Genomic DNA, 24,769 nt, shown 5'->3' on the forward strand with positions numbered 1-24,769 from the left:
GGGAGGAATCCATGTGCGCGGCCTGTGGCCGCGAGCCTTCCATTTCGCAGGGACCGGGGAGAGAAGGCCCATCCCTCGCGAGGCAGCGGAAAGCCCGCGGCCACAGGCCGCGCGCGCTGCGGATCAGCGCACCACCAGCACCGGCACGTGGCTGTGGGTCAGCACTTCGTGGGTCTGGCTGCCGATCAGCAGGCGTCCCAGACCACGCCGGCCATGCGAGGCCATCACGATCAGATCCGCCTTCTGTTCGGTTGCCGCTTCGATGATGCCTTCGGCCGCGTAGCGATCGCGGATGTGCACCGGCGTGATTGCCAGGCCCCGCGCCCGCGCGTGCTCGGTGACCCCGTCGAAGATCCGCTGGGCGGCCTCGTCCTGGGCTTTCTGGTAGTCGGTGGAGAAGCGGTTGGCCGCGCCCCAGCCAAGGGCATCGTCAAAGCCGGTGACGATGGGTTCGCTGACGGTCACCACGGCGACCTGCGCCTTGAGCTGGCTGGCCAGCACCAGCCCCTGCTCCACGCCCTTCATCGCCAGCTCCGAACCATCGGTCGCTATCAGGATGCGCTGATACATGGGGATACCTCCGTCGTCGTGGGGTGGAACCATTACACGCCGGAATGCCTCGCCATGCCTTGATCGGAATCAATCCGCGGGCGTCACACCGCCTGCAAATTGGCATAGGCGAGCACCAGCCATTTGCTGCCTTCCTCGTCGAAGTGGACCTGCACGCGCGCATGCGCGCCGCTGCCCTCGTAGTCAGTTACCACACCGCGCCCGAATTTCGCGTGCACGACGTTCTGGCCGAGCTTGAGCGTGGGCGACTCCACCGCGGCGTGGCCCAGATCGCGGCGCGGGCCGTAGCTGGCCGCCGGGCGGGACACCTGCACGCGCGGACGCACCTCGTTCAGCAGCGCGGTGGGAATTTCGCGCAGGAACCGCGAGGGAATGCCGTACATGTCCTGGCCGTGCAGGCGGCGCGCCTCGGCGAAGCTCAGCACCAGCTTCTGCCGCGCGCGGGTGATGCCGACGTAAGCGAGGCGGCGCTCCTCCTCCAGACGGCCGCTCTCGTCCAGCGACTTGTTGCTGGGGAACAGGCCCTCTTCCAGTCCGGCCAGGAACACCAGCGGGAACTCCAGGCCCTTGGCCGAATGCAGGGTCATCAGCTGCACGCCGTCCTCGCCGGCCTGGGCCTGGCCCTCGCCGGCTTCCAGTGCGGCGTAGGCGAGGAAGGCGACCAGATCGGTCATGCCCTGGGTCTCCTCGTCGTCGACGCGGACGAAACGCGAGGCCACCGACACCAGTTCGTCCAGGTTGTCGGTGCGCGAATCCAGTTGGCCGCGGCTCTCGGCGGCATAGTGTTCGCGCAGGCCCGAGCGCATCAGCGCGTGATCGATGCGGTCCTGCAACGGCAACTCGCCGGTTTCCGCCGCCAAGGCTTCGACCAGCGCCAGGAAACCGGCCAGGGCGTTGCGCGCCCGCGCCGCCAGCGCGGTGCCGCCGACCTGCTGCCGCGCAGCCTGCCACAGCGACAGCGATTCCGCGCGCGCCAGCCGGCGCACTTCGTCCATGGTGCGATCGCCGATGCCGCGCGCCGGCGTGTTGACCGCCCGCTCGAAGGCCGCATCGTCGTCACGATTGGCCATCAACCGCAGGTAGGCCAGGGTGTCCTTGATCTCGGCGCGCTCGAAGAAGCGCATGCCGCCGTATACCCGGTACGGCACCTGTTCCGACAGCAGGGTCTCTTCGAATGCCCGCGACTGCGCGTTGCTGCGGTAGAGGATGGCCGCGTCGTTGAGGCTGCCGCCATCGCGTACCCACTGGCGGATGCGCTCGACCACGAAGCGGGCTTCGTCGATTTCGTTGTAGGCCGCGTACAGATCGATCGGCTCGCCGTCGCCGCTGTCGGTCCACAGCTGCTTGCCGATGCGGCCGGGGTTGTGCGCGATCACCGCGTTGGCGGCATTGAGGATGTTGGCGCTGGAGCGGTAGTTCTGCTCGAGCCGGATGGTGCGCGCCTGCGGGAAGTCCTTGAGGAAGCGCTGCACGTTCTCGACCTTGGCGCCGCGCCAGCCGTAGATGGCCTGGTCGTCGTCGCCGACCACGAACACGTGGCCGGTGTCGCCGGCCAGCACCCGCACGAACGCGTACTGGATGGCGTTGGTGTCCTGGAACTCGTCGATCAGCAGCTCGCGGAAGCGGTGCCGGTAATGCGCCAGCAGCGCCGGGTTGTCGCGCAGCAGTTCGTGCGCGCGCAGCAGCAGTTCGGCGAAATCGACCAGGCCGGCGCGATCGCAGCGTTCCTGGTACAGCATGTAGGCCCGGCGCAGGGTGTCGGCCCAGATGTCGTCGCCCGGTTGCAGGTGTTCGGCGCGCCGGCCCTCGTCCTTCTGCGCGTTGATCCACCAGGCGATCTGGCGCGGCGGGAAGCGCGCCTCGTCCAGTTCCAGCTGCTGCACCACCCGCTTGACCAGGCGGATCTGATCGTCGCTGTCCAGCACCTGGAAGGTTTCCGGCAGCTTCGCTTCCTGCCAGTGCAGGCGCAGCAGGCGGTGGGCCAGGCCGTGGAAGGTGCCGATCCACATGCCGCGGCTGCCGTTGCGCAGCTGCAGGTCGGCGCGCGCGCGCATCTCGCCGGCCGCCTTGTTGGTGAAGGTCACCGCCAGGATGCCGTGGGTCGGCACGCCCTCGACTTCGTTGAGCCAGGCGATGCGGTGGGTGAGCACGCGGGTCTTGCCGGAGCCGGCGCCGGCCAGGACCAGGTAATGGCCCGGCGGCGCGGAGACGGCCTCGCGCTGCGCGGGGTTCAGATCATCGAGTAGGTGAGAGACATCCACCGCGGCATTTTACAGGACGCCACGGTGGAAACCCCGTCGCGCCGCTCAGTGGGCGGCGGCGTGCTCGCGCTTGGGGGCAGCGGCACTCATCAACTTGTCGGTGTAGGCGATGCCGATCGCCGACAGGATGAAGGCGCCATGGATGATGGTCTGCCACATCACGCCGATGGAGGTGACCGAGGTGCACTTCACCGCGCCCAGGTCGTAGCCGGCCTTCAACGCGCTCGCGGCAGTGGAGAGCGCACTGACGTGGTCCTGCGACCCGCACAGCGGCAGGCCAAGCTCGCCGGCGCCGATGAAGGTCTTGAGCAGGTGGATGGAGGAGATGCCGATGATCGCCATCGCCAGCTTCACCTTCAGCACGCTGGCGTTGACGTGGCTCAGCCACTCCGGCTGGTCGGGATGGTTGTGCAGGCGCAGCCGCGACACGAAGGTCTCGTAGCCGCCGACGATCACCATCACCAGCAGGTTGGAGATCATCACCACGTCGATCAGGCCCAGCACCAGCAGCATGATGCCCTGCTCGGTCAGGGTGTTGGCGCCGTGGATCAGGTGCCACAGCTCCTTCAGGAACAGGAACACGTAGACCGCCTGGGCCGCGATCAGGCCCAGGTACAGCGGCAGCTGCAGCCAGCGGGAAGCGAAAATCAGGTTCGGCAGGAAACCAAGGCGCGCATTGGTCGGTTGCGACATGGGGGTCGGATGCAGTGCTGGGAAAGGGCGCAGGTTACCGGTCCGATCCCCTGCTGCCAACCCGCGAGCGGCGTTACACTCGGCCTTTTCACGCTCCGGGGTCCCCCGCGATGATCGACCTGTACTACTGGCCGACCCCCAACGGCCACAAGATCACCCTGTTCCTGGAAGAAGCCGGGCTCCCCTACACGATCAAGCCGGTCAACATCGGCGCGGGGGATCAGTTCAAGCCCGAATTCCTGGCCATTTCCCCCAACAACAAGATGCCGGCGATCGTCGATCACGCCCCGGCCGACGGCGGCGCGCCGCAGAGCGTGTTCGAATCCGGCGCGATCCTGCTGTACCTGGCCGAGAAGACCGGCCGTTTCCTGCCGACGACGCCGCGCGGCCGCGTCGCGGCGCTGGAATGGCTGTTCTGGCAGATGGGCGGGCTGGGGCCGATGACCGGACAGATGGGCCATTTCAACGTCTACGCGCCGGAGCCGATTCCGTACGCCATCGAACGCTACGGCCGCGAAGTGGCGCGCCTGCACGGCGTGATGGACAAGCGCCTGGCGGAGAGCGCCTACCTGGCCGGCGACGAATACGGCATCGCCGACATGGCCAGCTATCCCTGGATCCACGCCTACGACAAGCTGCCACCGGATTTCGAGGCGTTCCCGAATCTGAGACGCTGGCATGAAAGCATCGCCGCACGCCCCGCCACCCAGCGCGCCTACGCGCTGCGCACGCAGGTCAATCCCAATGCCGGCCAGCCGCTCACCGATGAAGAACGCAAACACCTGTTCAACCAAGGACCCGTGAAGTCATGAAGAAAGCGCTCGCCCGCCCGTTGACCGGACTTTTCCTGGCCGCCTGCCTGGCGTCCACCTGCCAGATCGCCGCCATGCCCGTTGCCCACGCCGAGAAACTCACCCTGGAAGCCCTGGCCGGCGATGCTCCGCTGTCCGGTCCCTCGCTGATGAAGGCCAAGACCTCGCCGGACGGCAAGCGGGTGACCTTCCTGCGCGGCAAGCAGGACAACCGCTTCCAGCTGGATCTGTGGGAATACGACATCGCCAGCGGGCAGACCCGGATGCTGGTGGACTCCAAGGTGGTGCTGCCCGGCACCGAGACCCTGAGCGACGAGGAAAAGGCGCGGCGCGAACGCCAGCGCATCGCCGCGATGTCGGGCATCGTCGACTACCAATTCTCCCCGGATGGCCAGCGCCTGCTGTTCCCGCTGGGCGGCGAGCTGTACCTGTACGACCTGGGCAAGACCGGCGCGGAGGCGGTACGCAAGCTGACCCGCGGCGGCGGCTTCGCCACCGATCCCAAGGTGTCGCCCAAGGGCGGCTTCGTCAGTTTCGTGCGTGAACGCAACCTGTGGGTGATCGATCTGGCCAGCGGCAAGGAAACCCAGCTGACCCGCGACGGTTCGGACACCATCGGCAACGGCGTGGCCGAGTTCGTCGCCGACGAGGAAATGGATCGCCATACCGGCTACTGGTGGGCGCCGGATGATTCGGCGATTGCCTTCGCCCGCATCGATGAAACCCCGGTGCCGGTGCAGAAACGCTTCGAGGTGTATCCGGATCGCGCCGACATCGTCGAGCAGCGCTACCCGGCCGCCGGCGATCCGAACGTGCTGATCCAGCTGGGCGTGATCTCGCCCAAGGGCGGCGCGCCGAAATGGCTGGATCTGGGCGCGGAGAAGGACATCTACCTGGCGCGGGTGAACTGGCGCGACGCGCGCCACCCCACGTTCCAGCGGCAGTCGCGCGACCAGCGCACGCTGGAGCTGATCGAAGCCGATCTGGACAGCGGCAAGCAGCGCACCCTGATCACCGAGACCAGCAAGACCTGGATCCCGCTGCACAACAACCTGCGCTTCCTCAAGGACGGCCGCATCCTGTGGTCCTCCGAGAAGAGCGGTTTCGAGCACCTGTACCTGCACGACAAGGACGGCAAGCAGCTGGCGCAACTGACCTCCGGCGACTGGACGGTCGAGGACGTCTCGGCGCTGGACGAGGCCAAGGGCCTGGTCTATTTCACCGCCACCGAGGCTTCGCCGCTGGAGCGGCAGCTGTATTCGGTCAGCCTGGCCGGTGATGCCAGGCCCGTCCGCATCACCCGCGCCGAGGGCATGCACGGCGTGGCCTTCAGCGACAACGCCGAGGTCTACATCGACAGCTGGTCCAACCCGACCACGCCGCCGCAGGTGGAACTGCACCGCGCCGACGGCACCCTGCTGACCGCGCTGGTGAAGAACGATCTGGCCGACCCGCAGCATCCCTACGCCAGGTACAAGGACGCGCATCGCCCGATCGAATACGGCACGCTGGATGCCGAGGACGGCCAGACCCTGCACTACAGCCTGATCAAGCCGACCGGCTTCGATCCGAAGAAGAAATATCCGGTGGTGGTCTACGTCTATGGCGGCCCGGCCGGCCAGACCGTCAGCCGCACCTGGGCGCCGACCTTCGACCAGTACATGGCGCAGCATGGCTACGTGGTGTTCTCGCTGGACAACCGCGGCACGCCACGGCGCGGCGCGAAGTTCGGCAACGCGCTGTTCCGCAAGCAGGGCACGGTGGAGGTCGTCGATCAGCTCAAGGGCGTGGACTTCCTCAAGTCGCAGCCGTGGGTCGACGGTTCGCGCATCGGCGTGTACGGCTGGTCCAACGGCGGCTACATGACCCTGATGCTGCTGGCCAAGGCCTCCGACGCCTATGCCTGCGGCGTGGCGGGCGCGCCGGTCACCGACTGGAGCCTGTACGACACCCACTACACCGAGCGCTACATGGATCTGCCGAAGTCGAACGTGGACGGCTACCGCGAGGGTTCGGTGTTCACCCATGTGGATGGCCTGAAGTCCCGGCTGCTGCTGATCCACGGCATGGCCGACGACAACGTGCTGTTCACCAATTCGACCAAGCTGATGAGCGCCCTGCAGCAGCGCGCGGTGCCGTTCGAGCTGATGACCTATCCGGGCGCCAAGCACGGCCTGCGCGGCAAGGACAACCTGCACCGGCTGAAGATCACCGAGGATTTCTTCCAGCGCTGCCTGAAGCCCGTGGAGTGACGACATGAGCCAGATCCCCGTCCCACCGCCGAACTGGTGGAGCCGCAACTGGAAGTGGTTCGTACCAACGCTGGTGGTGACGGGGATGGCCCTGATCGCCGCCTTCGTCCTGGCGATCATGAGTTTCGTGTTCGGCATGATGAAGTCGTCCGAGCCTTACCAGACCGGACTTTCACGCGCCCGCGCCGACGCCGCCGTGGTGGCGGCGCTGGGCGAACCGATCACGCCGGGCTATTTCGTCCAGGGCAACATTGACGGCAGCGCCGCGTCCGGCGAGGCGAACCTCGCCATCCCGCTCAAGGGCAGTCGCGGCGCGGCCACGCTGTACGTGGAAGCGAACAAGCGGGCAGGCGAATGGCAGTACGAGACGCTGGTGGTGGCCCTGGACGGTGGCCAGCGGATCGATTTGCGGGATAAAGACGACGACGCCGGGGAATTCGGGCGCTGAGTCCGCACCGGCGCGCACCTCAGAAGCGGTAGTCCGCGCTTTTCAGCACCAGGCCGTCGACTTCTTTGTGCCACCACAGGATGACGGAGGCCCGCGGCGTCGTTGCCAGCGGGATCACACCGCCCGGCTCGCCTCCAAACAGCGCATTCCCGGATATTCCGACCTCGTCCAGAACCGTCGGCGCCAGCCAGCGCCCGGCCGCCGGGTCATAGCGATCCAGCACAATCTGGAAGCGCCCGTCGTCGCGCACGCGCCGCTGCGCAGGAGGCGGCGCCAACCGCCCGATCGACACCACCGCCCGGATATCGCCGACACGGAAGGTGCGCATCCGCCGGCGGTCGAGTTGGACGAATCCCTCCGGCAGCGTGAACGGCGGCGGCGCGTCGGCACGCCATTCCCACGGCTCCGACGTATCGGCGACCGCCGCGTAGTGCGCCAGCGCACCGACCGGATTCCATCCACCCGCCGCGTCGAATTCGGATCCGCCGATCACGAACAACCGCGCATCGTCCTCCAGCCAGCCGATGCGTACCGGCCACGGCGTGAGCGGCAGCGGATGCCACGTGCCCGCGGGTTCGGGCAGCAGCGCGCCCGCCGTGCGGTCGCCTCGCTCCCAGCGGAGCGCGACGCCGCCCGACGGCGCGATTTCCAGATCGCTCAGTTCACCGCCGCAGCCGTCCTGCCGGCAGTCCGTCAGCCGCAGCGGTTGCGACCATCGCCGGTCCTGCGGAGCGCGGCGGGCGACGAAGACATCCCGGCCGATCGGCGGTGCGGTGACTTCACTCCAGGCGGCCCAGATCGTGCCGTCAGCGCCGCTCCGCAACCACGGCGTGCAGGCGATCGCGTTGGCGCAGCGCGCGAGCACCCGCGGCGTCTCCCAGCGCCCGTTGCGCACATCGAACCGGCTCGTCTTCAGTTCGTTGCGGATCCGCGCGGCCAGCAGGAAAGGACGGTCGACCACTTGATCGTTCCAGGCCACGGTCACGTTGCCATCGCCGTCCATGGCCGCGGCGGGCGGCGTGCTGACGCCAAACCCGTATCCTCCGGTCCGGCGCGGGTCCACCGGGATCGCCTCGCTCCAGCGCTCGCGGGCGGCGTCGAAACGCGCGGCCAGGAGCGCATGCCGCCGCTGGGGCGCGACGCTGCTGGACAAGGCCCGCACCGCGCGCGCCTGCGTGTCCGCGATCTCCGACCAGATCGCCGTCGCATCTCCGTCCGGCGCGACCAGCAAAACCAGTTCGTGCACATCCGCCTGCAACGCCTTGTCCGCAGGGGTCACGCGCTGGACCGCTTGCCATTCCGCCTGCCCCGCGAGATGCCGCGCGACGAAGACGTGCCGTCCCGTCGAGGTGTCCTGCATCCAGGCCACGAACACCGTTCCCGCCGCGTCCGCCGCCGCCTGCAGGTTGAAGGAACGCTGCCCGGGCGCCGTGGGTTCCGGACCGATGCGAACCGCAGCGCTCCACGCTCCTCGCGCGGCATCGCGGCGAGCGGCGTACACGGTCGCACCCTCGATCCATGCCAAGGTCAGGCTGCCGTGCGTATCGGCCACCGCCTGCACGCCATCCAGGCGCTTCACCCGCGCGATCTCCGCGACAGGACCCGCTCCGGACCCGCGATCAGGCGCCGGCGTCATGCCTGCGCCCTGCATGCCGCGCCCACCCGCCGAAGCAGCGAACACGCAAGCCATGAACACCCATCCCGGCATCGTGCGAACCATCGTCCGTGCCTTGCCATGCTGGCCTTCCGTCCTCGCACGCATCCTCCACCACCTCACCACCGGCAACCGTCGTCTCCGGAAACCTCGATGCCGGGTACCCAGGAAAATTCCGTCCGCTTGCCGGTGCGTGCGTTCGTGTAGGCCATGGAGTGGATCTGCGCTCCCTGGCTGACCATCTCGTAGCGACCGTTGACCTTGCCCTCCAGCATCTCCTGCCAGGTGGTGGTGAACTGATACGGGCGGCCAGGCACCATTTCCTCCACTTCCTCGCTTTCGCGCACCAGCGGCAGGCTGTCGCGCGAACCCGCGTAGCGCACCGCGCCGCCCGACCAGGCGATCGCGGCGTCGTGATAGAGACGGAGCTCGAAGCGGACGGGACGCGCGCCTTCGGAGGTGAAACAGCGGATGTCGGTGCTGACCGCGCCCTGGGCGCTGCCCGCCATGCACAACGCGAGCGCTGGAAGAAGTTTTCTCATCGGAATCCTTGGGCCGGGGGCGATGCAGGATGCCAGCCCGGACGACATGGCGGGACAGCGTGCGGAGAGGCGAGCGTAGCCTTCGGGTGACAGCACGGGAATCGGAACCGTCCGAGCGTCCACGTCGTCCATGCGGGGTGATGCGTCATTCGCCCAACGGGCGGCAGGGAATCCCGAAATCGATGTGGTAATGCTCGTCATGGCGGACCCAGGCCTGCCCCGGCATGAAACGCACCTGCCGGCGGATGAAGTCGCCGCGGCGGGTGCGGTACAGGGCCGGGATCAGCGCCGGATGAAGATGACCCGCTCCATCACGATGCCTTCGCGGCGGGCGGCGGCGTGCACCGCATGCAGGTGTTCGGCGATGGCTTCGTAGTCGATGCGTAGATTGCCATGACGGCCCTGGCGATCGAACTCGATGCCGTAGCCGAACTTGTTGTCCACGCGGGAAGGCAGCGGCACCGAGCGGCCGGATTCGTCGAGCACCGGCACCATGAAATCGACCGCCAGTCCGTTCTGGTGGGTGCGGTGCGGGCGAAAGGGTCCGCCCTGCGCCCAACCCGATTCGCCGTAGACGAACACGCGATCGGGCATCGATTTTTCCAGCGCGCCGTAAGCGTGGATGATCACCCGGACCACGCGCGAATGCGCATGGGTCCGGCCGAGGCGGACGCCCAGTCCGCTGTAAGGCTGGAAGTTGGCGCCGGAAACGGGGATCCGTGCCGCCTTCTCCAGGCGACCATGGCCGGGCGTGCCGAAACAGACGCTGTCGGTGGCGAAACCGGCGGATGCGATGACGAGCGTGGCCAGTCCGGCCAGCAACGCCAGCCTTCCTGGCAGGCGCATGCGGGATCTAGCGCGCGGGCGGACTGGTCGGCGGAACGGTCGCCGGTGGCGGCGCGGCCCCCGGCGGCACGTAGATCGCCACGCCGGCGGCGCGCTTCTGGGTGGTCGGGATGCCGATGCCGACGCCGCCACCGCTGTGGCGTCCGTAGCTGCCGGCACCGACCGACATGCCGACCGGCGAACCGCTCGAACCCACGCCCATCAGCACGACGCCGTTGGCGCCCAGCGCCGCGGCCTCGCGCTTGAGCCGGGCGACCGCGGCGTCGGTCTGGCCCTGGGTGCCGAAACCGACCGCGCTGGTGGATTCCAGCTGGGCGATTTCCACCGAACCCGGAGGCGGTGTGCTGTAGACCTGGACCTGGGCCGGGTCGATCGGCGCGCGCGCCGTTCCCAGCATCACCTTGGACGTTCCGGCGCATCCGGTCAGCAGGATGGCCAACCCCAGCATGGCGGCAAGACGGACGGACATGGCACGACTCCCGTGGTTTGCGCCGGATCATCCGCCGCAGGGACTGAATATGGCATATCCGCGCCGGTGCCCCGGGATCCCCGGGCCGCGCGGTATCATGACGGCCTGTTCATGCGTATCCGTACCGAAAGATGAGCGTCGTCCCCGACTTCCGGCCCAGCAGCGCACGGCTGGCGGTCGACCATGTCCCCGTCGCCGCGCTGGCCCGCGAGCTGGACCGGCCGGACACCCTGGCGATCTTCGGTTTCGGCGACACCGCGCCCACCCGCGGGCAGGTGTCCGATCCGCGCTACCTGCACGTCCCGCTGCAGCCGCTCCACGGCACCGCTTGCCTGGAAGTCTGGCGCTCCCCGGCGACGGTCTTGTCCGGCGTCACCGATGACGGCATCAGCTGGGCCAGCGACGGCGAACTGCAGTTCGGCGTGCTGGAAATGGAAGAACCCGAAGGCGGCATCCTGCTGGCCGGTGAACTCGTCTATCGCCGCCTGACCGGGTTCTGGCAGGCCAGCGGTTACCCGCACCTGCTGCGCATCTGGAATTACCTGGACGCGATCATCCTGGGCGAAGGCGATCACGAGCGCTATCGCCAGTTCTGCGTCGGCCGCGTGCGCGGGCTGGGTCCGTTCGACACCGGCACCCTGCCGGCGGCCACCGCCGTCGGCAGCCGCGACGGCCGCCGCGTGCTGCAGGTGTACTGGCTGAGCGCGCGCGTGGCCGGCACGCCGCTGGAGAATCCGCGCCAGGTCAGCGCCTACCGCTATCCGCGCGAGTACGGCCCGCAATCGCCGAGCTTCGCCCGCGCGCTGCTGCCGACCTCGGCGCCGGCGTTGCCGCTGTTCCTGTCCGGCACCGCCGCCATCGTCGGCCACGCCTCGCAGCATGCCGAATCGCTGAAGGCGCAACTGGACGAAACCCTGACCAACCTTGACAGCCTGATCGGCGCGGCGCGCGCACTACGTCCGCAGTTGCCCGCCCACCTGGATGCCTCGGCGCGGCTGAAGGTCTACGTGCGCGATGCCGAAGACGCCGAAGAGGTCGCGGCGCAGCTGGCGGCGCGCCTGGGCGGCGAGGTGCCCTACCTGATGCTGCTGGGCGACGTGTGCCGACGCGAGCTGCGGGTCGAAATCGAAGGCATGCACGGCCTGGCGGCTTGATCGCCGCCGCGCCGCACCCATACTCGGGGCATCGCCGGCCCTTTCCGGCGCGGAGATGACATCGATGGGTCTGATCAGTCTGCTGTGGGGCATCGTCGCGATGGTCTGGATGGTGCTCGCCCTGATCCCGCTGCTGGGATGGGGCAACTGGTTCCTGATTCCGTTCGCCGCGGTGGGCGCGATCATCGCCGCCATCGGCGTCCTGTTCACCTCCGCCGGCAACCGCGGCCGCGCCAAGACCGGCCTGGTCCTCAACGGCATCGTCATCGTGGTCGCCATCGGCCGCCTGATGCTGGGCGGCGGCATCGTCTGAGCCGGGCCGTCCAAAACGTAATCGCCGTTGATTGAACCCCCCGGCCGCGCGGCGCAGACTGCGCCGGCCGGGTTCCCCCCGCTGCATTGCCCGGCGTCGTCCGCCCCTGCGTCCTTGCACCCGGGCCGTCGCGATCCGGTGGGCGCAGGCGTCCCTGTGTCCTGCAATGGAGCGCCTCATGAAGCACTCGCATCCGTCCTGGTGGCTGCTGGCGGGTTTCGCCGCCTGCCTGACCGCCCAGGCCAGTCCCCAATCCTCGCCGCCCGCGGCGACGCCTCCCCAGACCGAAGCCACCGCCGCCGACAGCAAGGTCGCCATCGACCCGAAGACCGGCAAGCTGCGTCCACTGACGCAGGAAGAACGCCGGCAACTCAGCGAACAGTCCCGCGGCGCCGCCAAGGCGCGTCGCGCCGAGCCGCTGGGCGCGGGCAAGAAGGGGTTCGTGGCGCCCGCCACCGAGACCGAGGCCCAGGCCGGCCAGCGCCGGCTGCCCGCCGGCGGCCTGGTCCAGCCGGTGCCGGAAAGCAGCATGACCGACCTGATGATCGTCCGCGGCGCGGATGGCCAGTTGCGCATGGGCCATGCCGATGACGCGTCGAAGCTGCAGCAGGCGAAGGAGGCCAGCGATGAATAGGATGATCCCGTTGCGTGCAACCCTGCTGGCGGCGCTGGTCTGCGCCTTGCCGGCCACCGCCGCCGATCTGGTCCTGGTCAGCGGCGACGCCGGCACCGGACTGGGCCTGGACGATCCGACCCCGAAGGCGCCGGAAGGACTCAATCCCGGCACCACCCTGGGAGCACAGCGCACCCTCGCCTACCAGTTCGCGATGGATCTGTGGGGTTCGGTCCTGCAGAGCGATGTCACCATCTATGTCGGCGCGAGTTTCCAGCCGCTGGCCTGCACGCCGACCAGCGCAACACTGGGATCGGCCGGCACCACCTTCGTGTTCTCCGACTTCGCGCCCGGCGTGGTGCCCAACACCTGGTACTCCTCGGCGCTGGCGGACTCGCTGGCCGGCAGCGATCTCAATCCCGGCTTCATCGACATCAACTCGCGCTTCAACGGCGACATCGGCGTCAATCCCAACTGCCTGACCGGCCAGGACTGGTACTACGGACTGGACGGCAACACGCCGGCCGGCAAGATCAATTTCCTCAATGTGGTCATGCACGAGATCGGCCATGGCCTGGGCTTCCAGGGCTTCACCAACTCGGCCGGCAACTTCCTCAGCGGGCGGCAGGACATCTATTCGACCTTCGCCTACGACAACACGCTGGCGGCGACCTTTCCGCAACTGACCGCCACGCAACGCGCCACCGCGCTGCGCAACACCGGGCGACTGGTGTGGACAGGCGGCAACGTCAACGGCCAGGCCGCGCTGGTGCTGGACAACCGCAGCGTGCTGAAGGTCACCGCGCCGGCGGTGATTGCCGGCAGTTACGACGTCGGTTTCGCCAACTTCGGACCGGTGCCGACCACCGCCAACTTCGCCGGCACCGTGGTCGCGGCGCTGGACGGCGGCGTCAGCACCACCGACGGCTGCGAGCCGATCGGCAATGCCGCCGCCGTGGCAGGCAACATCGCACTGGTGGATCGCGGCAACTGCAACTTCGTGATCAAGGCCGCCAACGTGCAGGCGGCCGGTGCCACAGGCATGCTGGTCGCCAACAACGTGGCCGGGCAGCCGGCGATGGGCGGCAGTGACCCCGCGATCACCATTCCCAGCCTGGGCGTCTCGCAGGCCGATGGTGCGCTGATTCGCGCCAACCTGCCGGCGAGCGTCGGTTTCGGCGTGGATACCTCACTGCTGCAGGGCGCCGACAACAGCGGGCGGGTACGGCTGTACGCGCCGAATCCGTACGAAAGCGGATCGTCGTTCTCGCACTACGACACCGCGCTGGTGCCCAACGCGCTGATGGAACCGGCCATCACCTCCACCCTGCGCGGCGAGGTGAACCTGGATCTGACCCCGGCGCTGTTCCAGGACATCGGCTGGCAACTCAATCCCGGCAATGCGCGCATCGGCAACTGCACCACCAATGTCGACGTGGTCGGCAGTGGTGGCCTGATCCCGGGCGCGAACGTGCAGGCCTGGAGCAACCTGTGCCTGCGCACCAGCGGCAGCAAGGACGTCTACCAGGGCTGCATGGATGCTTACAAGACGCGCTCGCTGGCCAGCGGCCTGCTGGTCGGCAACCAGGGCGGCAAGGTAATGGCCTGCGCGGCCAAGATCATCAAGTAAAAACAAGCGGATAGACAGGCCCGGAACGGCGCCGCGAGGCGCCGTTCCGATATCCGCGCCAGCCTGCGCGCATCGGTCGCAGGCCGGCTGGAATCCGGGGGCGTATGATCGCGGCATCCCCCAGGAGCGAGCGATGGCTTATCCCTATACGCGTCCGCGCCGCATGCGCCGCGACGATTTCTCCCGCCGGTTGATGCGCGAGCACGTGCTCACCGCCAATGATCTGATCTACCCGGTCTTCGTCCACGAATTGAAGGGCCGCGAGGCGGTGCCGTCGATGCCGGGCGTGGATCGCCTGTCGATCGACGAACTGCTGAAGGTCGCCGAGCAGGCCGCCGAACTGCGCATCCCCGTGCTGGCGCTGTTCCCGGTGACCGCGCCGGAAGCCAAGTCGCTGGACGCCGAGGCGGCCTGGGACGATGACGGGCTGGCCCAGCGCGCGGTGCGCGCGATCAAGCAGCGTTTCCCGGAACTGGGCGTGATGACCGACGTGGCGCTGGATCCGTTCACCACCCATGGCCAGGACGGCATCATCGATGACAGTGGTTACGTGATGAACGACATCACCGTCGAGGCACTGGTCAAGCAGGCGCTGTCGCATGCGCGCGCCGGCGTGGACATCGTCGCCCCCAGCGACATGATGGACGGACGCATCGGCGCCATCCGCGGCGCACTGGAAGAGGAAGGCCACATCCACACCCGCATCATGGCCTACTCGGCCAAGTACGCCTCCGCGTTCTACGGCCCGTTCCGCGACGCGGTCGGCAGCGCCGGCAACCTGGGCAAGGGCAACAAGTTCACCTACCAGATGGATCCCGCCAACACCAACGAGGCGCTGCACGAAGTGGCGCTGGATCTGGAGGAAGGCGCGGACATGGTCATGGTCAAGCCGGGCATGCCCTACCTGGACGTGGTGCGGCGGGTGAAGGACGAATTCGGCGTGCCGACCTTCGCCTACCAGGTCAGCGGCGAGTACGCGATGCTGAAGGCCGCCTACGCCAACGGCTGGCTCGACGAACGCGCCTGCACGCTGGAAGCACTGACCGCGTTCAAGCGCGCCGGTGCCGACGGCATCCTGACGTATTTCGCGCTGGATGCCGCGCGCTGGTTGCGTGGGGGTTGATTCGGGATTCGGGATTCGGGATTCGGGATTCGGGATTCGGGATTCGGGATTCGGGATTCGGGATTCGGGATTCGGGATTCGGGATTCGGGAAAGGCTCGCCTTTGCCTCCCCCTTTGTAAAAGGGGGATTGAGGGGGATTTGCTTTTCGCGCCAAAAGCAAATCCCCCGTCATCTGCGTTCGCAGATGCCCGCCCCCTTTTTCAAAGGGGGCTTAAGTGGAAAACCTTCCTGTTCGGAAACTGCGTTTTGCCTCTCCCTTGATCCGCCATCCGGCTGTCGAGAAGCCGCTGCAGAGGGGGCTTTCATGACTCACCCCGGCAAACACCCCGCCTTGCCGCGCCGCGTCGGCGCCAGCGTGCGATAGATATCCAGCTTGCCCGCCGTCGGCGCGCGCGCAGCGCCGCTCACCAGCATTTCGCTGGGCCGTGAGGGATCCACCACCGGTCCCAGCGTGGTGCCTTCGGCCGAGTTGAACGACAGCGACCACGGGGCGATGCCGGAATAGGCCTGGCCATCGCATTCGGCGACGAACAACTGGATCGGCTGCTCGCCGGCCTTGTCCGAACGCGCGAACACCAGCGCCTTGCCGCCATCGAGCCAGGCCGCGTCGAATTCATCCACCGCGCTGTTGATCCCCGGCACCGGTTGCGGATCGACGAAGGCCTTGCCGTTCCAGCGCGCGACGAACAGGTCATGGCGCCCGGCGCCACCGAACCCGTTGCTGGCAAACAGCAACCGGCGGCCATCGGCGCTGGGCGTGGGCGCCCATTCGTTGCCGGCGCTGTTGACGCCCAGGCCCAGGTTTTCCGGCTCGCCGAAGCCGCCGTCCGCCTTCACCGCGGCGCGATAGAGATCGTCTCCGCCGTGGCCACCGGGACGGTTGGAGAAGAAGTACAGCCAGCGGCCGTCGGCGCTCAGCAGCGGGTCGAAGTCGTTGGCGGCGGAATTGATCGGCAGCGGCTCCGGATCGGTCCAGCGCTTGTCACGCAGGTGCGCCTGCCACAGGTCCCAGCCGCCCGCGCCGCCGCTCCGGTCGGTGCTGCCCCAGACGATCCGCTGTCCGTCCGGACTCACGCTGCCACGCACTTCGGTGGCCGGTGTGGACACCACGCCCATGCCCTCGATGCCGAACTCGGCCAACTGCCCGGCCGCGGCGGCTGAGAGTAGACTGCCGATCAGGACGGCAGCCGCCCGTGTTGGTTTCATGGTGTCGCTCCGTGCCGGTTCCCTCACCCACGGGATATATACCAAGTCATGTCCACCGTTCGTTATGCCGTTTTCGGCCATCCGGTCTCCCACTCGCTCTCGCCCCGCATCCATGCCGCGTTCGCGCGCCAGACCGGCGTATCGCTGGCCTACACCGCCATCGACGCGGCGCCGCACGAATTCGTCGGCGCGCTGGATCGGTTCGTCGGCGAGGGTGGCAAGGGCGCCAATGTCACCCTGCCGCTGAAGGAAGCCGCGTTCGCGATCTGCGCGCGCACCAGCGAGCGCGCGCGGCGCGCCGGCGCGGTGAACACGCTGAGCTGGAACGACGGCCAGTGGCACGGTGACAACACCGACGGCGCGGGCCTGGTGCGCGACCTGACCGGTCGGAACGGACTGGACCTGCGCGGTCGCCGCGCCCTGATGCTGGGTGCCGGCGGAGCCGCGCGCGGGGTCGCCCCGGCGTTGCTGGATGCCGGCGTCTCGGAACTGATCGTGGTCAACCGCACGCCCGAGCGCGCCGATGCCCTGATCGATGCGATGGGGGAGCCGGAGCGCGCGCTGTCACGCTATTGGCAGGACCTGGGCGATATCGGTGACTTCGGCCTGATCGTCAATGCCACCTCGGCGGCGCGCGGCGGCGGCGAGGATTTCGATTTGCCGTTCACCCTCACCACGCCGCGCACGCTCGCGGTGGATCTGAACTACGGCGAAGCCGCCATCCCGTTCCTGGCCTGGGCCAGGGCGGCCGGCTGTCGCGACGCGGTCGGTGGTCTGGGCATGCTGGTCGAACAGGCTGCCGAGGCCTTCGAAGCCTGGCATGGCGCGCGCCCCGACAGCGATGCCGTGTATGCCGCGCTGCGCGGCAAGGACGCGCTGCTGGTCACCGCCGACTGAAGCCGAATCACGGAGACGCCGATGGAACCGTTCCTGATCCAGCTTCTGACCGTGGTCGGCTACCAGTTACCGGAACTGCTGGCCTGCGGTGCCGCGCTGGCCCTGTTGTGGATGTGGGCGCAGCCAGCGCCCGGCCGGACGCTGGCCTTGTGGGGAACCGGCCTGCTGCTGGGTTCGGCCGTGCTGCGGCTGCTGGCGAGCGTGTTCCAGGCCTGGAACATCCACCACATGCCGGAAGGTGGCTACGAGAGCATGCAGGGCCTCTTCATGGTGATTTCGGCGCTGACCATGCTGTTCGGCCTGGTATCGTCGGTCGGCCTGGTGCTGCTGGCCTGGGGTGCCGCCAAGGCGATGCGCGCTCCGCGCTGAGCGAACACGGTTCGGTGGAACCCGACGGTAGGAGCGGCCTCCGGCCGCGAGCTTTTTGAACGTCCCGTAATCCGCGCGCAAAAGCTCGCGCCGGGGACGGCGCTCCTACCTGGTTCGGTCGTGTGGTGACGCTGCTTTGGTGGTTCGATGGGGCGCGGAGCGACGGGCTACAGCAATCCGTCGCGCTTGACCGCCAGGTAGCGCTCCACCAGCGCCGCCGGCAGATCCGCGCAGGTCACGTCCAGCACCATCACGTGGTGTCGCCGCAGGGCGTCGTGCGCGATCGCGCGCTGCTCCAGGTAACGGGCAATCGCGCCGGCGTGGACGGCGCCGGGCAGATCCTTCACCGGCGCGGCCAGCGCCTCGTCCAGTTCGCGTTCGCGCAGGCTCGCCACGCACACCAGATGGCGCTTCTGCAGCAGCCGCACCGCGGCCAGCAGATCCTCGATGTCCTCGTCGCGCACGTTGGTCACCAGCATCACCAGCGAACGACGCCGCTGGCGCAACGACAGCTCGGTGGCCGCGGCCAGGTAATCGGTGGCGACCGGCTGCGGCTGCAGGTCATAGCTGGCCCGCAGCAGGGTATCGATCGCGCCCATGCCGCGCTGCGGCGCGACCCAGCGGCGCTCGCCACCGCTGGCGCCCAGGCCGACCGCGTCGCCCTGGCGCAGCGCCAGGTAGGACACCACCAGGGTGGCGTTGAGCGCATGGTCGAAATGCGACAGGCCGCCTTCGCGCGCCATCATCCGGCGGCCGGTGTCCATCAGCATCACCAGTTGCTGGTTCTTCTCGTCCTGGTATTCGCGCGAGATCAACTTGCGCGCGCGCGCGGTCGCCTTCCAGTCGATCTGGCGCAGGCTGTCGCCCACCCGGTACTCGCGCATCTGGTTGAAGTCGGTGCCCTCGCCGCGCCGGCGCTTCAGGTGCGCGCCGACCAGCCGCGAAGCCTGTTCGGCACTGAACAACGCGAACCGGGTCAGCGGCGCGAAGTCCGGATACACGCGCACGGTGCGCGACTCGCCAATCCGGCGCGATTGCCACCACAGGCGCAGCGGCGAGTGCAGGCGGATCTGCGTGCCTTCGAAAACCGCGTCGCCGCGTTCGGTCGGGCTCAACCGATAGTGGAAGGACGTGGACTGGCCACGGCGCAGCCGCAGCCGCTGCGGCAGGCCCTGCATGGTCCAGTGGCCGGGATGCAGATCGAACACGTCCACGCGCTGCCGCGACGCCGCTTCCAGGCGCACCGACACCTCGCGCGCGATCCCCAGTGGCCACGCATCCGGCATCTCCCGCTCAACCACCGGCGATGGCCGGCGCCGCAGCCACAGCGCGTCGATCGCCGCCAGCAGGATCACCGCCGCGCCCGCGCCCAGCCAGGCCACCCGAGGCATGCCGGCGAACAGCGCGGCCAGGCCGGACAGGCCCCACAGCACCAGGCAGGCGATCAGTGGCCAAGCGGGTCTCATTTGCGCGGTGCTTCCACCTTGGCCAGCAGGGCGCGCAGCACGTCGTCCGGCGACTGGCCCTCGATCTGCAGTTCCGGCGCCAGCGCGATGCGATGGCGCAGCGCGGGCGTGGCGATGTCGCGGACGTCGTCGGGCGTGACGAAATCGCGTCCCTGCAGCACCGCCTGCGCGCGAGCGGCGCGCACCAGCGCGATGCTGCCGCGCGGGCCGGCGCCCAGCGAAATGCCGGGCCATTTGCGGGTGGCGGCGACGATGCGCACCGCGTAATCGATCACCTGCTCGTCCACCGTCACCGCGGCGGTGCCTCGCTGCATGGCGAGGATGTCGGCCGCACCAAGCACGCGTCGCACCTGCGACAGATCGAAGTCGCCGGCGGTGCGGCCGGTGGTGATCGCGTCGACCATCCGCTTTTCGTCGTCCAGCGCCGGATAGTCGATCAGGATCTTCAGCAGGAAACGATCCAGCTGCGCTTCCGGCAGCGGATAGGTGCCTTCCTGCTCGACCGGGTTCTGGGTGGCGAGGGTCATGAACGGCGGCGCCAGTTCGAAGGACTTGCCCTCGATGGTCACCTGCCCTTCCTGCATCACTTCCAGCAGCGCGGACTGGGTCTTGGCCGGCGCGCGGTTGATTTCGTCGGCCAGCAGCAGGTGGGTGAACACCGGGCCGCGCCGGATCTTGAAGCTCTCGGTCTTGGGGTCGTAGACGGCGTGTCCGCTGACGTCGCTGGGCATCAGGTCGGGAGTGAACTGCACGCGCGCGTAGGTCAGTTCCAGCGCCTGTGCCAGCGCACGCACCAGCAAGGTCTTGCCCAGCCCGGGCACGCCCTCGATCAGCACGTGGCCGCCGGCCAGCAGCGCGATCAGGATCTGGTCCAGCACTTCGGCCTGGCCGATGAACGCCTTGGACACTTCCTCGCGCACCTGGGCGGCGCGTTCGGCCAGGATTTCGCCGGTCATTGCGCCGTGGATTGCGGCGGTGGAATCGTTCATAGTCGGTTTCTCAGCTGGATCAGGGTGGAAATGCGGTCTCGGAAGCCGGCCTTGTCCTGCGTGGACGGCGTCTGCAGGGCGTTGCGCACGGTCTCGACCGGGATGTCCAGGCGCTCGGCCACCGCCTGGATCTGGGCCTCGCCAGCGAGCGCGGCGGCCACCGGATCCCGGCGGCGCAAACGGCTCAGGAAGGCCTGGCGGGCGGCGATGTAGAGCAGCACGCCGCGTCCGTAGCGGAACAGGTGATCGCCGCTGGCGCGCACGTGTTCCAGCAGCGAACGGCGATCCATCGGCGGTGCCGGAAGCGGCGGGCCGAAGCGCTGCATCCGCGACCACAACCACGCCAGCAGCGCGACCAGCAGCGGCAGCCAGACCATCCAGCCGCGGAACAGGATCGTGCGCAGCAGCGACGGCATGTCCGCGGCGTAGACCAGGTGCATGGTGCCGGCGCCGTAGTTGGGCGCCAGCACCTGTCTCGCCAGCGCCTGGTGCGGCGGATCGCGCAAGCCGCCCTGAGGCGCCTTCAGCGGGTCCCCGAACGGATTGCCGGCACCGCCCTGGTTGGTCAGGAAATCGAAGTCCGCCAGCACGTCGACGTGGCCGTCGCCATGGGCCAGGCGGGCGTAGACGTAGCCGGCATCCAGGTCGCCCCAGGCCAGTTCCGGTTCCACGTCGTGCAGGCGGAAACGCCGGCCGCGGCAGAATTCGACATGCGCGCGCTGGCCTTCCACCTGCAGGTCGGCGCAGCTGCTGTCGTCGGTGCTCTCCACGCCCAGCCACTGCAACAGCAGCGGATCCGGGCTGCCGTCCCAGATTCGCTGGGGCGGCGTGCGCACCAGCAGGTGGCCACCGCCTTCCACCCAGTCCAGCAGCCGTTCGGCCTGCACCGCGTCCAGGCCACTGGCTTCGTTGAACAGCAGCACGGTATCGCGCGGTCCCGGCGGATGCGCGTCCAGTGCGAGCCGCTGCCGCGACTGCGCCTTTATTCCATCGACCTCCAGCGCCTTGCGCAGCGCGTAGAGCGGGTTGTACGCCGCCTCGCCGTTGGGCGGCAGGTACAGGGTCTGGTCGACCCGGTGGTAGTTGCGCGTGAACCAGTACACGCCGGCCGCGATCAGCAAACCGCCCAGCAGGGTCAGGGCGACGATGAGGGCCACCTTTCCGGGTCGCTTCATGCCAGCCACCCGCCGCGCGCCTGCATCTGTCCCAGCAGGGATTCGAACTCCGCCTCCTCCGGCAGCCGCTGCGCATAGGCCGCGTACTGCCAGACCCGGACGATGCGGGCGAACAGCTGCCGATCCTCCACCTGCGCCATCCGCCGCGACAGCCGCAGGCATTCGGCCTCGGTGGCGCCCGGCGGCAATTCCACCTGCGCGCGGCGGCCCATCGCCTGCACGCCGGCCCGGTACAGCAGCGCCAACGCGTCGCGCGCGCGCCCTTCGCGCCACAGGCGACGGGCGACGCTCGCCACGTCATCGGGCAGCGCTTCGGGAATCCGTACCGGTTCGCTGGCAACGTCGGCATCGAACACTGGCGCACGTCCGCCCACCCCGCGCATCCACGGCAACCAGTAGCGCGCGGTCGCCAGCAGGATCAGCACCAGCACGCCGAGCAGGATCCACAGGCCCCATTCGGCGAGGAAGGCGAACAACGCCGCCACGCCTTGCAGCCAACCCATCTGCGGACGCCGGGAGGGCGTCTCGGGCTCGGCCTTGTCGATCCGCTCCCACTGCTTCTGCACCACGCTGCGGTTGAGCGACGGATCCCGGTAGGCCTGCGCGCTGGCGCGGCGGAAACCGCCATCGTCAACCCGCTGATCGCCGAAGACTTCCGGCAGGGTCGGCGGCTTCGGCGCGTCATCGGCACCATCGGACACCACGTGCGCGTCGGAATCCTCGGCCGCTGGAACCTCCGGGTCCTCGCTCTGCGCCCGCGCCATTCCCGGCACCAGGCCCCCCATCAGCACCAGCGCGACAACCAGCGCCGACGCGCCGCGGGCAAGCCGGCCGCGCAACTTGCGGAACACGATCTCCACGTCCCACGCCTCGAGCTGGGTACGGCGGTTGAGGTACAGGCCGAAGCCGGCGCCGACGAAGAACGGTTCCACCACCGACATCGCCATCCAGGCCAGCGCGTTGAGGCCGATCCTCACCCAAGCCGGCGACTGCTCGACGATCAGCGTCCAGGTGGTGCGCAGGGTTTCCGGCAGCAGCTCCAGCGGCGTGAACATCAGGATGCCGGCGATGCCGCCCAGGAACAGCGCGCCTTCGAAGTGCAGGCAGACCAGGGTCAGCAGCGCGGCGTTTCCGTAGATCGCTCCCCCCAGCACGCGACGGCGTTCGCGCAGGCGCTGGCCCTGCACGCCTTCCAGCAGGTCCACCGGCAGGTACAGTGAACGCACCGGGCTCAGGCGCCGCCAGGTCAGGTAGTGCAGCATCGGCTTCCAGCCCCAGTTCGCCTGCGCGCGCACGGTCTCGCGTACGCCGGGCACCGCGCCGAACACCGCGCGCGAGGCGACGTACATCGGAATGCGGTCGAACACCGGCTTGAGCCACCACATCAGGAATCCGGCCAGGCCGATCAGGTCGAGCGCCCAGCCGGCCGCGTTGAGCAGCACGAACACCGGCAGCGTCACCAGCAGCCAGGGCTTCCAGATCGCGGCCGCGTGCCGGCGCACCAGCGCCATGCCCAGTTCCATCGCCTCCCAGGACGAACGCGCGCGCAGCTGGACGGTGAGCTGTTCAAGCCTCATCGGGGGTTCCCCGGCCGCCGCGCCACAGCCACAACAGCACCAGCGTCCACAGCGTCGCCGAGACGCCGTATTTCACCGGGGCGGGAATCGACTGGATCGAGGACCAGAACGCTTCGATGAAGGCGGCGACAAAGAACATCAACGCCGCGCCCAGGCAAATCCGCGCACCCTTCCAGCCGGCCTCGACCAGCGCGTCCACCCGCCGCCGCCGCCCGGGCGCGAGCAGGTTGTAGCCCAGCCGCAGGCCGGCGCCGCCGGTGATGACGATCGCGGTCAGCTCGAACGGCGCGTGCCCGGCGACGAAGCGCCACAGCGGATCGGCCGAACCGATCTGCTGGAGGTGGCCGAACGAGGCGCCGATGTCCACGCCGTTGAAGATCAGCACGTAGATCGGTCCCAGGCAGCCCAGCAGCCCGCTGGCGAACACGCGCAGGCCGATGCTGGTGTTGTTCATGATGTACACGCCGAACATGTACCAGTCGCTGCCCGAGTCGCGGCCAAGCCGGTGGCGCGGGTCGTTGGGATCGAACATCCGCTCCATCGAGGCGATTTCCTCCGGCGCCTTGATCCCGTGGATCAGCTCCGGCTGGTACTGCAGCAGCACGAACAGCACGATCATCGGCAACGCGAACAGCGCCGCGGCAACCCACATGCAGGCCGCCTCGCTGCGCACCAGCCGCGGGAAGTCGGCCAGCACGAACACCAGCGCGCGCCGCCAGCGCGGCGGCGGCGTGCGGTACAGCAGGTTGTGACCACGCTGCATCAGCTGCTGCAGGCGATCGGTGATCTGCGGGCTGTAGCCGCGCTTGCGCGCCAGCGCCAGCTGCTCGCAGATGCGGCGATAGCGGGCCGGCACGTCCTCGTCGGCCAGTTCGGCGCGGTTGCGCGCATCGCGCGCCTGGCGCGGCTCGCCACGCAGATCCAGCCAGTGTTCGAAGGCCAGCCATTCGCGCTGGTAGCGGGCGACGAACTGCTCCTGCCTCATCGACGCCCCACCAGCCAGTTGGCCATGCCGTACAGGCGCAATACGCCGGCCTGTCCCTGCGCCTGGGTCAACGGCGCGACGATGTCGGCCAGCTCGGCCTGGCGTGCCGGCGTCAGCAATGGCGCGCGTTCGCCGAAGGCGACGATCGCGGCCTGTTCGTCGGGCTGCAGCCCGGGCGGCACCGCCACCACCACGTCGGCCGGTGCCGGCACGGCGTCGCGCGAATGATCCACGTGGACCACGACGGTCCTCGCCACCATGTCGCCAAGCCGGCGGCCATGCGGATCGGCCAGGCTGCTGATCAGCCCGGCCATGTAGCCGAACGGCAACATGTCGACCGTGCGCAGCAGGTTGCGGGTGATCGCCGCGAGCCAACCCAGCGGCGCGCCGTCGGCCGACACCACCCGCAGGCCCATCGCGCGCTTGCCGACGGTCTGCCCGTTCCAGAACGCCTCCAGGGCGATCGGGTAGATCCAGTAGACGATGAACATCAGCACCATCGACAGGCCCTGGCCCATCTTGCCCATCAAGCCGAGCACGGTGCCGACCACGAACAGGATGCCCACCCGCACCGCCAGATCGATCGACCAGGCCACCGCGCGCGGCACCGGGCCGGAAGCCGGCAGATGCAGGGCGACGCCCTCGGGCGTGATCACCTCACGGTAGGTGTCCAGTTTCAATGCGTCACCCGATGCCGGCCCGCGTGCGGGTGCTGGCGGTGCGC

At 68.7% G+C, this 24,769-nt stretch carries 24 protein-coding genes; 10 read left to right on the forward strand and 14 right to left on the reverse strand.

The features are described from left to right. Positions 1-123 precede the first annotated feature (123 nt). From FHW78_RS09460 to FHW78_RS09470, 3 genes are all read right to left on the reverse strand, one after another. A complete protein-coding gene (locus FHW78_RS09460) occupies positions 124-570 on the reverse strand; it encodes a universal stress protein (protein ID WP_183639630.1) in 447 nt (148 codons plus the stop codon). Between the two features lie 83 nt (positions 571-653). Continuing rightward, the gene (gene uvrD, locus FHW78_RS09465) at positions 654-2,831 is read right to left on the reverse strand and encodes a DNA helicase II (RefSeq protein ID WP_183639631.1); all 2,178 of its coding nucleotides are present in this window, start codon (positions 2,829-2,831) and stop codon (positions 654-656) included. A 45-nt stretch (positions 2,832-2,876) separates the two neighbouring features. After that, positions 2,877-3,524 carry a TIGR00645 family protein gene (locus tag FHW78_RS09470; protein WP_183639632.1) on the reverse strand — a complete coding sequence of 216 codons (648 nt, stop codon included), beginning with the start codon at positions 3,522-3,524 and terminating at the stop codon, positions 2,877-2,879. 110 nt (positions 3,525-3,634) lie between these two features. Between FHW78_RS09470 and FHW78_RS09475 the strand changes: the two genes are divergently transcribed. The 3 genes from FHW78_RS09475 (at position 3,635) to FHW78_RS09485 (ending at position 7,036) form a co-directional block, all read left to right on the forward strand. Next, positions 3,635-4,336, forward strand: a complete 702-nt coding sequence (locus FHW78_RS09475; protein ID WP_183639633.1) for a glutathione binding-like protein — start codon at positions 3,635-3,637, stop codon at positions 4,334-4,336. Positions 4,337-4,410: 74 nt separating this feature from the next. Further along, the gene (locus FHW78_RS09480) at positions 4,411-6,588 is read left to right on the forward strand and encodes a S9 family peptidase (RefSeq protein WP_255443277.1); all 2,178 of its coding nucleotides are present in this window, start codon (positions 4,411-4,413) and stop codon (positions 6,586-6,588) included. A gap of 4 nt (positions 6,589-6,592) precedes the next feature. Beyond that, on the forward strand, positions 6,593-7,036 hold the full coding sequence (locus FHW78_RS09485) for a cytochrome c oxidase assembly factor Coa1 family protein (RefSeq protein WP_183639635.1): 444 nt from the start codon (positions 6,593-6,595) through the stop codon (positions 7,034-7,036). A gap of 19 nt (positions 7,037-7,055) precedes the next feature. Here FHW78_RS09485 and FHW78_RS09490 read toward each other — a convergent pair whose 3' ends face one another. The 4 genes from FHW78_RS09490 to FHW78_RS09505 all read right to left on the reverse strand — a co-directional run bounded on the left by FHW78_RS09490 (position 7,056) and on the right by FHW78_RS09505 (position 10,547). Continuing rightward, on the reverse strand, positions 7,056-8,756 hold the full coding sequence (locus FHW78_RS09490; protein WP_183639636.1) for a hypothetical protein: 1,701 nt from the start codon (positions 8,754-8,756) through the stop codon (positions 7,056-7,058). A 53-nt stretch (positions 8,757-8,809) separates the two neighbouring features. Beyond that, positions 8,810-9,232 (reverse strand): hypothetical protein, encoded by a 423-nt coding sequence (locus tag FHW78_RS09495; RefSeq protein WP_183639637.1) that lies wholly within the window; start codon positions 9,230-9,232, stop codon positions 8,810-8,812. 282 nt (positions 9,233-9,514) lie between these two features. Next, the gene (locus FHW78_RS09500; RefSeq protein ID WP_218533414.1) at positions 9,515-10,078 is read right to left on the reverse strand and encodes a penicillin-insensitive murein endopeptidase; all 564 of its coding nucleotides are present in this window, start codon (positions 10,076-10,078) and stop codon (positions 9,515-9,517) included. A 7-nt stretch (positions 10,079-10,085) separates the two neighbouring features. Continuing rightward, the gene (locus tag FHW78_RS09505) at positions 10,086-10,547 is read right to left on the reverse strand and encodes a hypothetical protein (RefSeq protein ID WP_183639638.1); all 462 of its coding nucleotides are present in this window, start codon (positions 10,545-10,547) and stop codon (positions 10,086-10,088) included. 131 nt (positions 10,548-10,678) lie between these two features. On the opposite strand from FHW78_RS09505, the gene FHW78_RS09510 reads away from it, so the two are divergent. The 5 genes from FHW78_RS09510 to hemB all read left to right on the forward strand — a co-directional run bounded on the left by FHW78_RS09510 (position 10,679) and on the right by hemB (position 15,380). Beyond that, positions 10,679-11,701, forward strand: coding sequence for a pteridine-dependent deoxygenase (locus FHW78_RS09510; RefSeq protein WP_318288003.1), 1,023 nt, complete (start codon positions 10,679-10,681; stop codon positions 11,699-11,701). A gap of 64 nt (positions 11,702-11,765) precedes the next feature. Continuing rightward, a complete protein-coding gene (locus tag FHW78_RS09515; RefSeq protein WP_183639639.1) occupies positions 11,766-12,014 on the forward strand; it encodes a hypothetical protein in 249 nt (82 codons plus the stop codon). Positions 12,015-12,192: 178 nt separating this feature from the next. Beyond that, positions 12,193-12,648, forward strand: a complete 456-nt coding sequence (locus FHW78_RS09520; RefSeq protein ID WP_183639640.1) for a hypothetical protein — start codon at positions 12,193-12,195, stop codon at positions 12,646-12,648. After that, positions 12,641-14,257: a PA domain-containing protein gene (locus FHW78_RS09525; RefSeq protein ID WP_183639641.1), complete on the forward strand. Its 1,617-nt coding sequence runs from the start codon at positions 12,641-12,643 to the stop codon at positions 14,255-14,257. The genes FHW78_RS09520 and FHW78_RS09525 overlap by 8 nt, the downstream gene beginning before the upstream one ends. Positions 14,258-14,390: 133 nt before the next feature. Continuing rightward, positions 14,391-15,380 (forward strand): porphobilinogen synthase, encoded by a 990-nt coding sequence (gene hemB, locus FHW78_RS09530; RefSeq protein ID WP_183639642.1) that lies wholly within the window; start codon positions 14,391-14,393, stop codon positions 15,378-15,380. Positions 15,381-15,690: 310 nt separating this feature from the next. Here the strand turns inward: hemB and FHW78_RS09535 are convergent, their stop codons facing one another. Continuing rightward, positions 15,691-16,587, reverse strand: a complete 897-nt coding sequence (locus FHW78_RS09535; protein ID WP_183639643.1) for a PD40 domain-containing protein — start codon at positions 16,585-16,587, stop codon at positions 15,691-15,693. A 48-nt stretch (positions 16,588-16,635) separates the two neighbouring features. Between FHW78_RS09535 and aroE the strand changes: the two genes are divergently transcribed. Continuing rightward, the gene (aroE, locus tag FHW78_RS09540; protein ID WP_183639644.1) at positions 16,636-17,484 is read left to right on the forward strand and encodes a shikimate dehydrogenase; all 849 of its coding nucleotides are present in this window, start codon (positions 16,636-16,638) and stop codon (positions 17,482-17,484) included. A 21-nt stretch (positions 17,485-17,505) separates the two neighbouring features. After that, positions 17,506-17,853, forward strand: coding sequence for a hypothetical protein (locus FHW78_RS09545; RefSeq protein WP_183639645.1), 348 nt, complete (start codon positions 17,506-17,508; stop codon positions 17,851-17,853). Positions 17,854-18,020: 167 nt separating this feature from the next. Here the strand turns inward: FHW78_RS09545 and FHW78_RS09550 are convergent, their stop codons facing one another. From FHW78_RS09550 to FHW78_RS09575, 6 genes are read right to left on the reverse strand one after another with little or no spacing between them, the layout of a single operon-like run. Next, positions 18,021-19,319, reverse strand: coding sequence for a DUF58 domain-containing protein (locus FHW78_RS09550; protein WP_183639646.1), 1,299 nt, complete (start codon positions 19,317-19,319; stop codon positions 18,021-18,023). Beyond that, positions 19,316-20,275, reverse strand: a complete 960-nt coding sequence (locus FHW78_RS09555; protein WP_225562395.1) for a MoxR family ATPase — start codon at positions 20,273-20,275, stop codon at positions 19,316-19,318. Before FHW78_RS09555 ends, FHW78_RS09550 begins: the two co-directional genes overlap by 4 nt. Before the next feature lie 29 nt (positions 20,276-20,304). Further along, positions 20,305-21,483, reverse strand: a complete 1,179-nt coding sequence (locus tag FHW78_RS09560) for a DUF4350 domain-containing protein (RefSeq protein ID WP_183639648.1) — start codon at positions 21,481-21,483, stop codon at positions 20,305-20,307. Then, the gene (locus tag FHW78_RS09565; protein ID WP_183639649.1) at positions 21,480-23,060 is read right to left on the reverse strand and encodes a DUF4129 domain-containing protein; all 1,581 of its coding nucleotides are present in this window, start codon (positions 23,058-23,060) and stop codon (positions 21,480-21,482) included. Before FHW78_RS09565 ends, FHW78_RS09560 begins: the two co-directional genes overlap by 4 nt. Next, the gene (locus FHW78_RS09570; RefSeq protein WP_183639650.1) at positions 23,050-24,045 is read right to left on the reverse strand and encodes a stage II sporulation protein M; all 996 of its coding nucleotides are present in this window, start codon (positions 24,043-24,045) and stop codon (positions 23,050-23,052) included. The genes FHW78_RS09565 and FHW78_RS09570 overlap by 11 nt, the downstream gene beginning before the upstream one ends. Further along, positions 24,042-24,725: an RDD family protein gene (locus FHW78_RS09575; RefSeq protein ID WP_183639651.1), complete on the reverse strand. Its 684-nt coding sequence runs from the start codon at positions 24,723-24,725 to the stop codon at positions 24,042-24,044. Before FHW78_RS09575 ends, FHW78_RS09570 begins: the two co-directional genes overlap by 4 nt. Positions 24,726-24,769 lie beyond the last annotated feature (44 nt).

It is taken from the genome of Pseudoxanthomonas sp. OG2 (assembly GCF_014192765.1).
GTDB lineage: Bacteria > Pseudomonadota > Gammaproteobacteria > Xanthomonadales > Xanthomonadaceae > Pseudoxanthomonas_A > Pseudoxanthomonas_A beigongshangi.

Coding starts and splice junctions, on each gene's coding strand:
- FHW78_RS09495 (WP_183639637.1), bottom strand. CDS start 9,232: ATGAGAAAACTTCTTCCAGCGCTCGCGTTGTGCATGGCGGGCAGCGCC.
- FHW78_RS09550 (WP_183639646.1), bottom strand. CDS start 19,319: ATGAGACCCGCTTGGCCACTGATCGCCTGCCTGGTGCTGTGGGGCCTG.
- FHW78_RS09460 (WP_183639630.1), bottom strand. CDS start 570: ATGTATCAGCGCATCCTGATAGCGACCGATGGTTCGGAGCTGGCGATG.
- FHW78_RS09555 (WP_225562395.1), bottom strand. CDS start 20,275: ATGACCGGCGAAATCCTGGCCGAACGCGCCGCCCAGGTGCGCGAGGAA.
- FHW78_RS09565 (WP_183639649.1), bottom strand. CDS start 23,060: ATGAGGCTTGAACAGCTCACCGTCCAGCTGCGCGCGCGTTCGTCCTGG.
- FHW78_RS09500 (WP_218533414.1), bottom strand. CDS start 10,078: ATGCGCCTGCCAGGAAGGCTGGCGTTGCTGGCCGGACTGGCCACGCTC.
- FHW78_RS09485 (WP_183639635.1), top strand. CDS start 6,593: ATGAGCCAGATCCCCGTCCCACCGCCGAACTGGTGGAGCCGCAACTGG.
- hemB (WP_183639642.1), top strand. CDS start 14,391: ATGGCTTATCCCTATACGCGTCCGCGCCGCATGCGCCGCGACGATTTC.
- FHW78_RS09520 (WP_183639640.1), top strand. CDS start 12,193: ATGAAGCACTCGCATCCGTCCTGGTGGCTGCTGGCGGGTTTCGCCGCC.
- FHW78_RS09510 (WP_318288003.1), top strand. CDS start 10,679: ATGAGCGTCGTCCCCGACTTCCGGCCCAGCAGCGCACGGCTGGCGGTC.
- FHW78_RS09505 (WP_183639638.1), bottom strand. CDS start 10,547: ATGTCCGTCCGTCTTGCCGCCATGCTGGGGTTGGCCATCCTGCTGACC.
- FHW78_RS09515 (WP_183639639.1), top strand. CDS start 11,766: ATGGGTCTGATCAGTCTGCTGTGGGGCATCGTCGCGATGGTCTGGATG.
- FHW78_RS09560 (WP_183639648.1), bottom strand. CDS start 21,483: ATGAAGCGACCCGGAAAGGTGGCCCTCATCGTCGCCCTGACCCTGCTG.
- FHW78_RS09475 (WP_183639633.1), top strand. CDS start 3,635: ATGATCGACCTGTACTACTGGCCGACCCCCAACGGCCACAAGATCACC.
- FHW78_RS09535 (WP_183639643.1), bottom strand. CDS start 16,587: ATGAAACCAACACGGGCGGCTGCCGTCCTGATCGGCAGTCTACTCTCA.
- aroE (WP_183639644.1), top strand. CDS start 16,636: ATGTCCACCGTTCGTTATGCCGTTTTCGGCCATCCGGTCTCCCACTCG.
- FHW78_RS09570 (WP_183639650.1), bottom strand. CDS start 24,045: ATGAGGCAGGAGCAGTTCGTCGCCCGCTACCAGCGCGAATGGCTGGCC.
- FHW78_RS09470 (WP_183639632.1), bottom strand. CDS start 3,524: ATGTCGCAACCGACCAATGCGCGCCTTGGTTTCCTGCCGAACCTGATT.
- FHW78_RS09545 (WP_183639645.1), top strand. CDS start 17,506: ATGGAACCGTTCCTGATCCAGCTTCTGACCGTGGTCGGCTACCAGTTA.
- FHW78_RS09525 (WP_183639641.1), top strand. CDS start 12,641: ATGAATAGGATGATCCCGTTGCGTGCAACCCTGCTGGCGGCGCTGGTC.
- FHW78_RS09480 (WP_255443277.1), top strand. CDS start 4,411: ATGCCCGTTGCCCACGCCGAGAAACTCACCCTGGAAGCCCTGGCCGGC.
- FHW78_RS09490 (WP_183639636.1), bottom strand. CDS start 8,756: ATGGTTCGCACGATGCCGGGATGGGTGTTCATGGCTTGCGTGTTCGCT.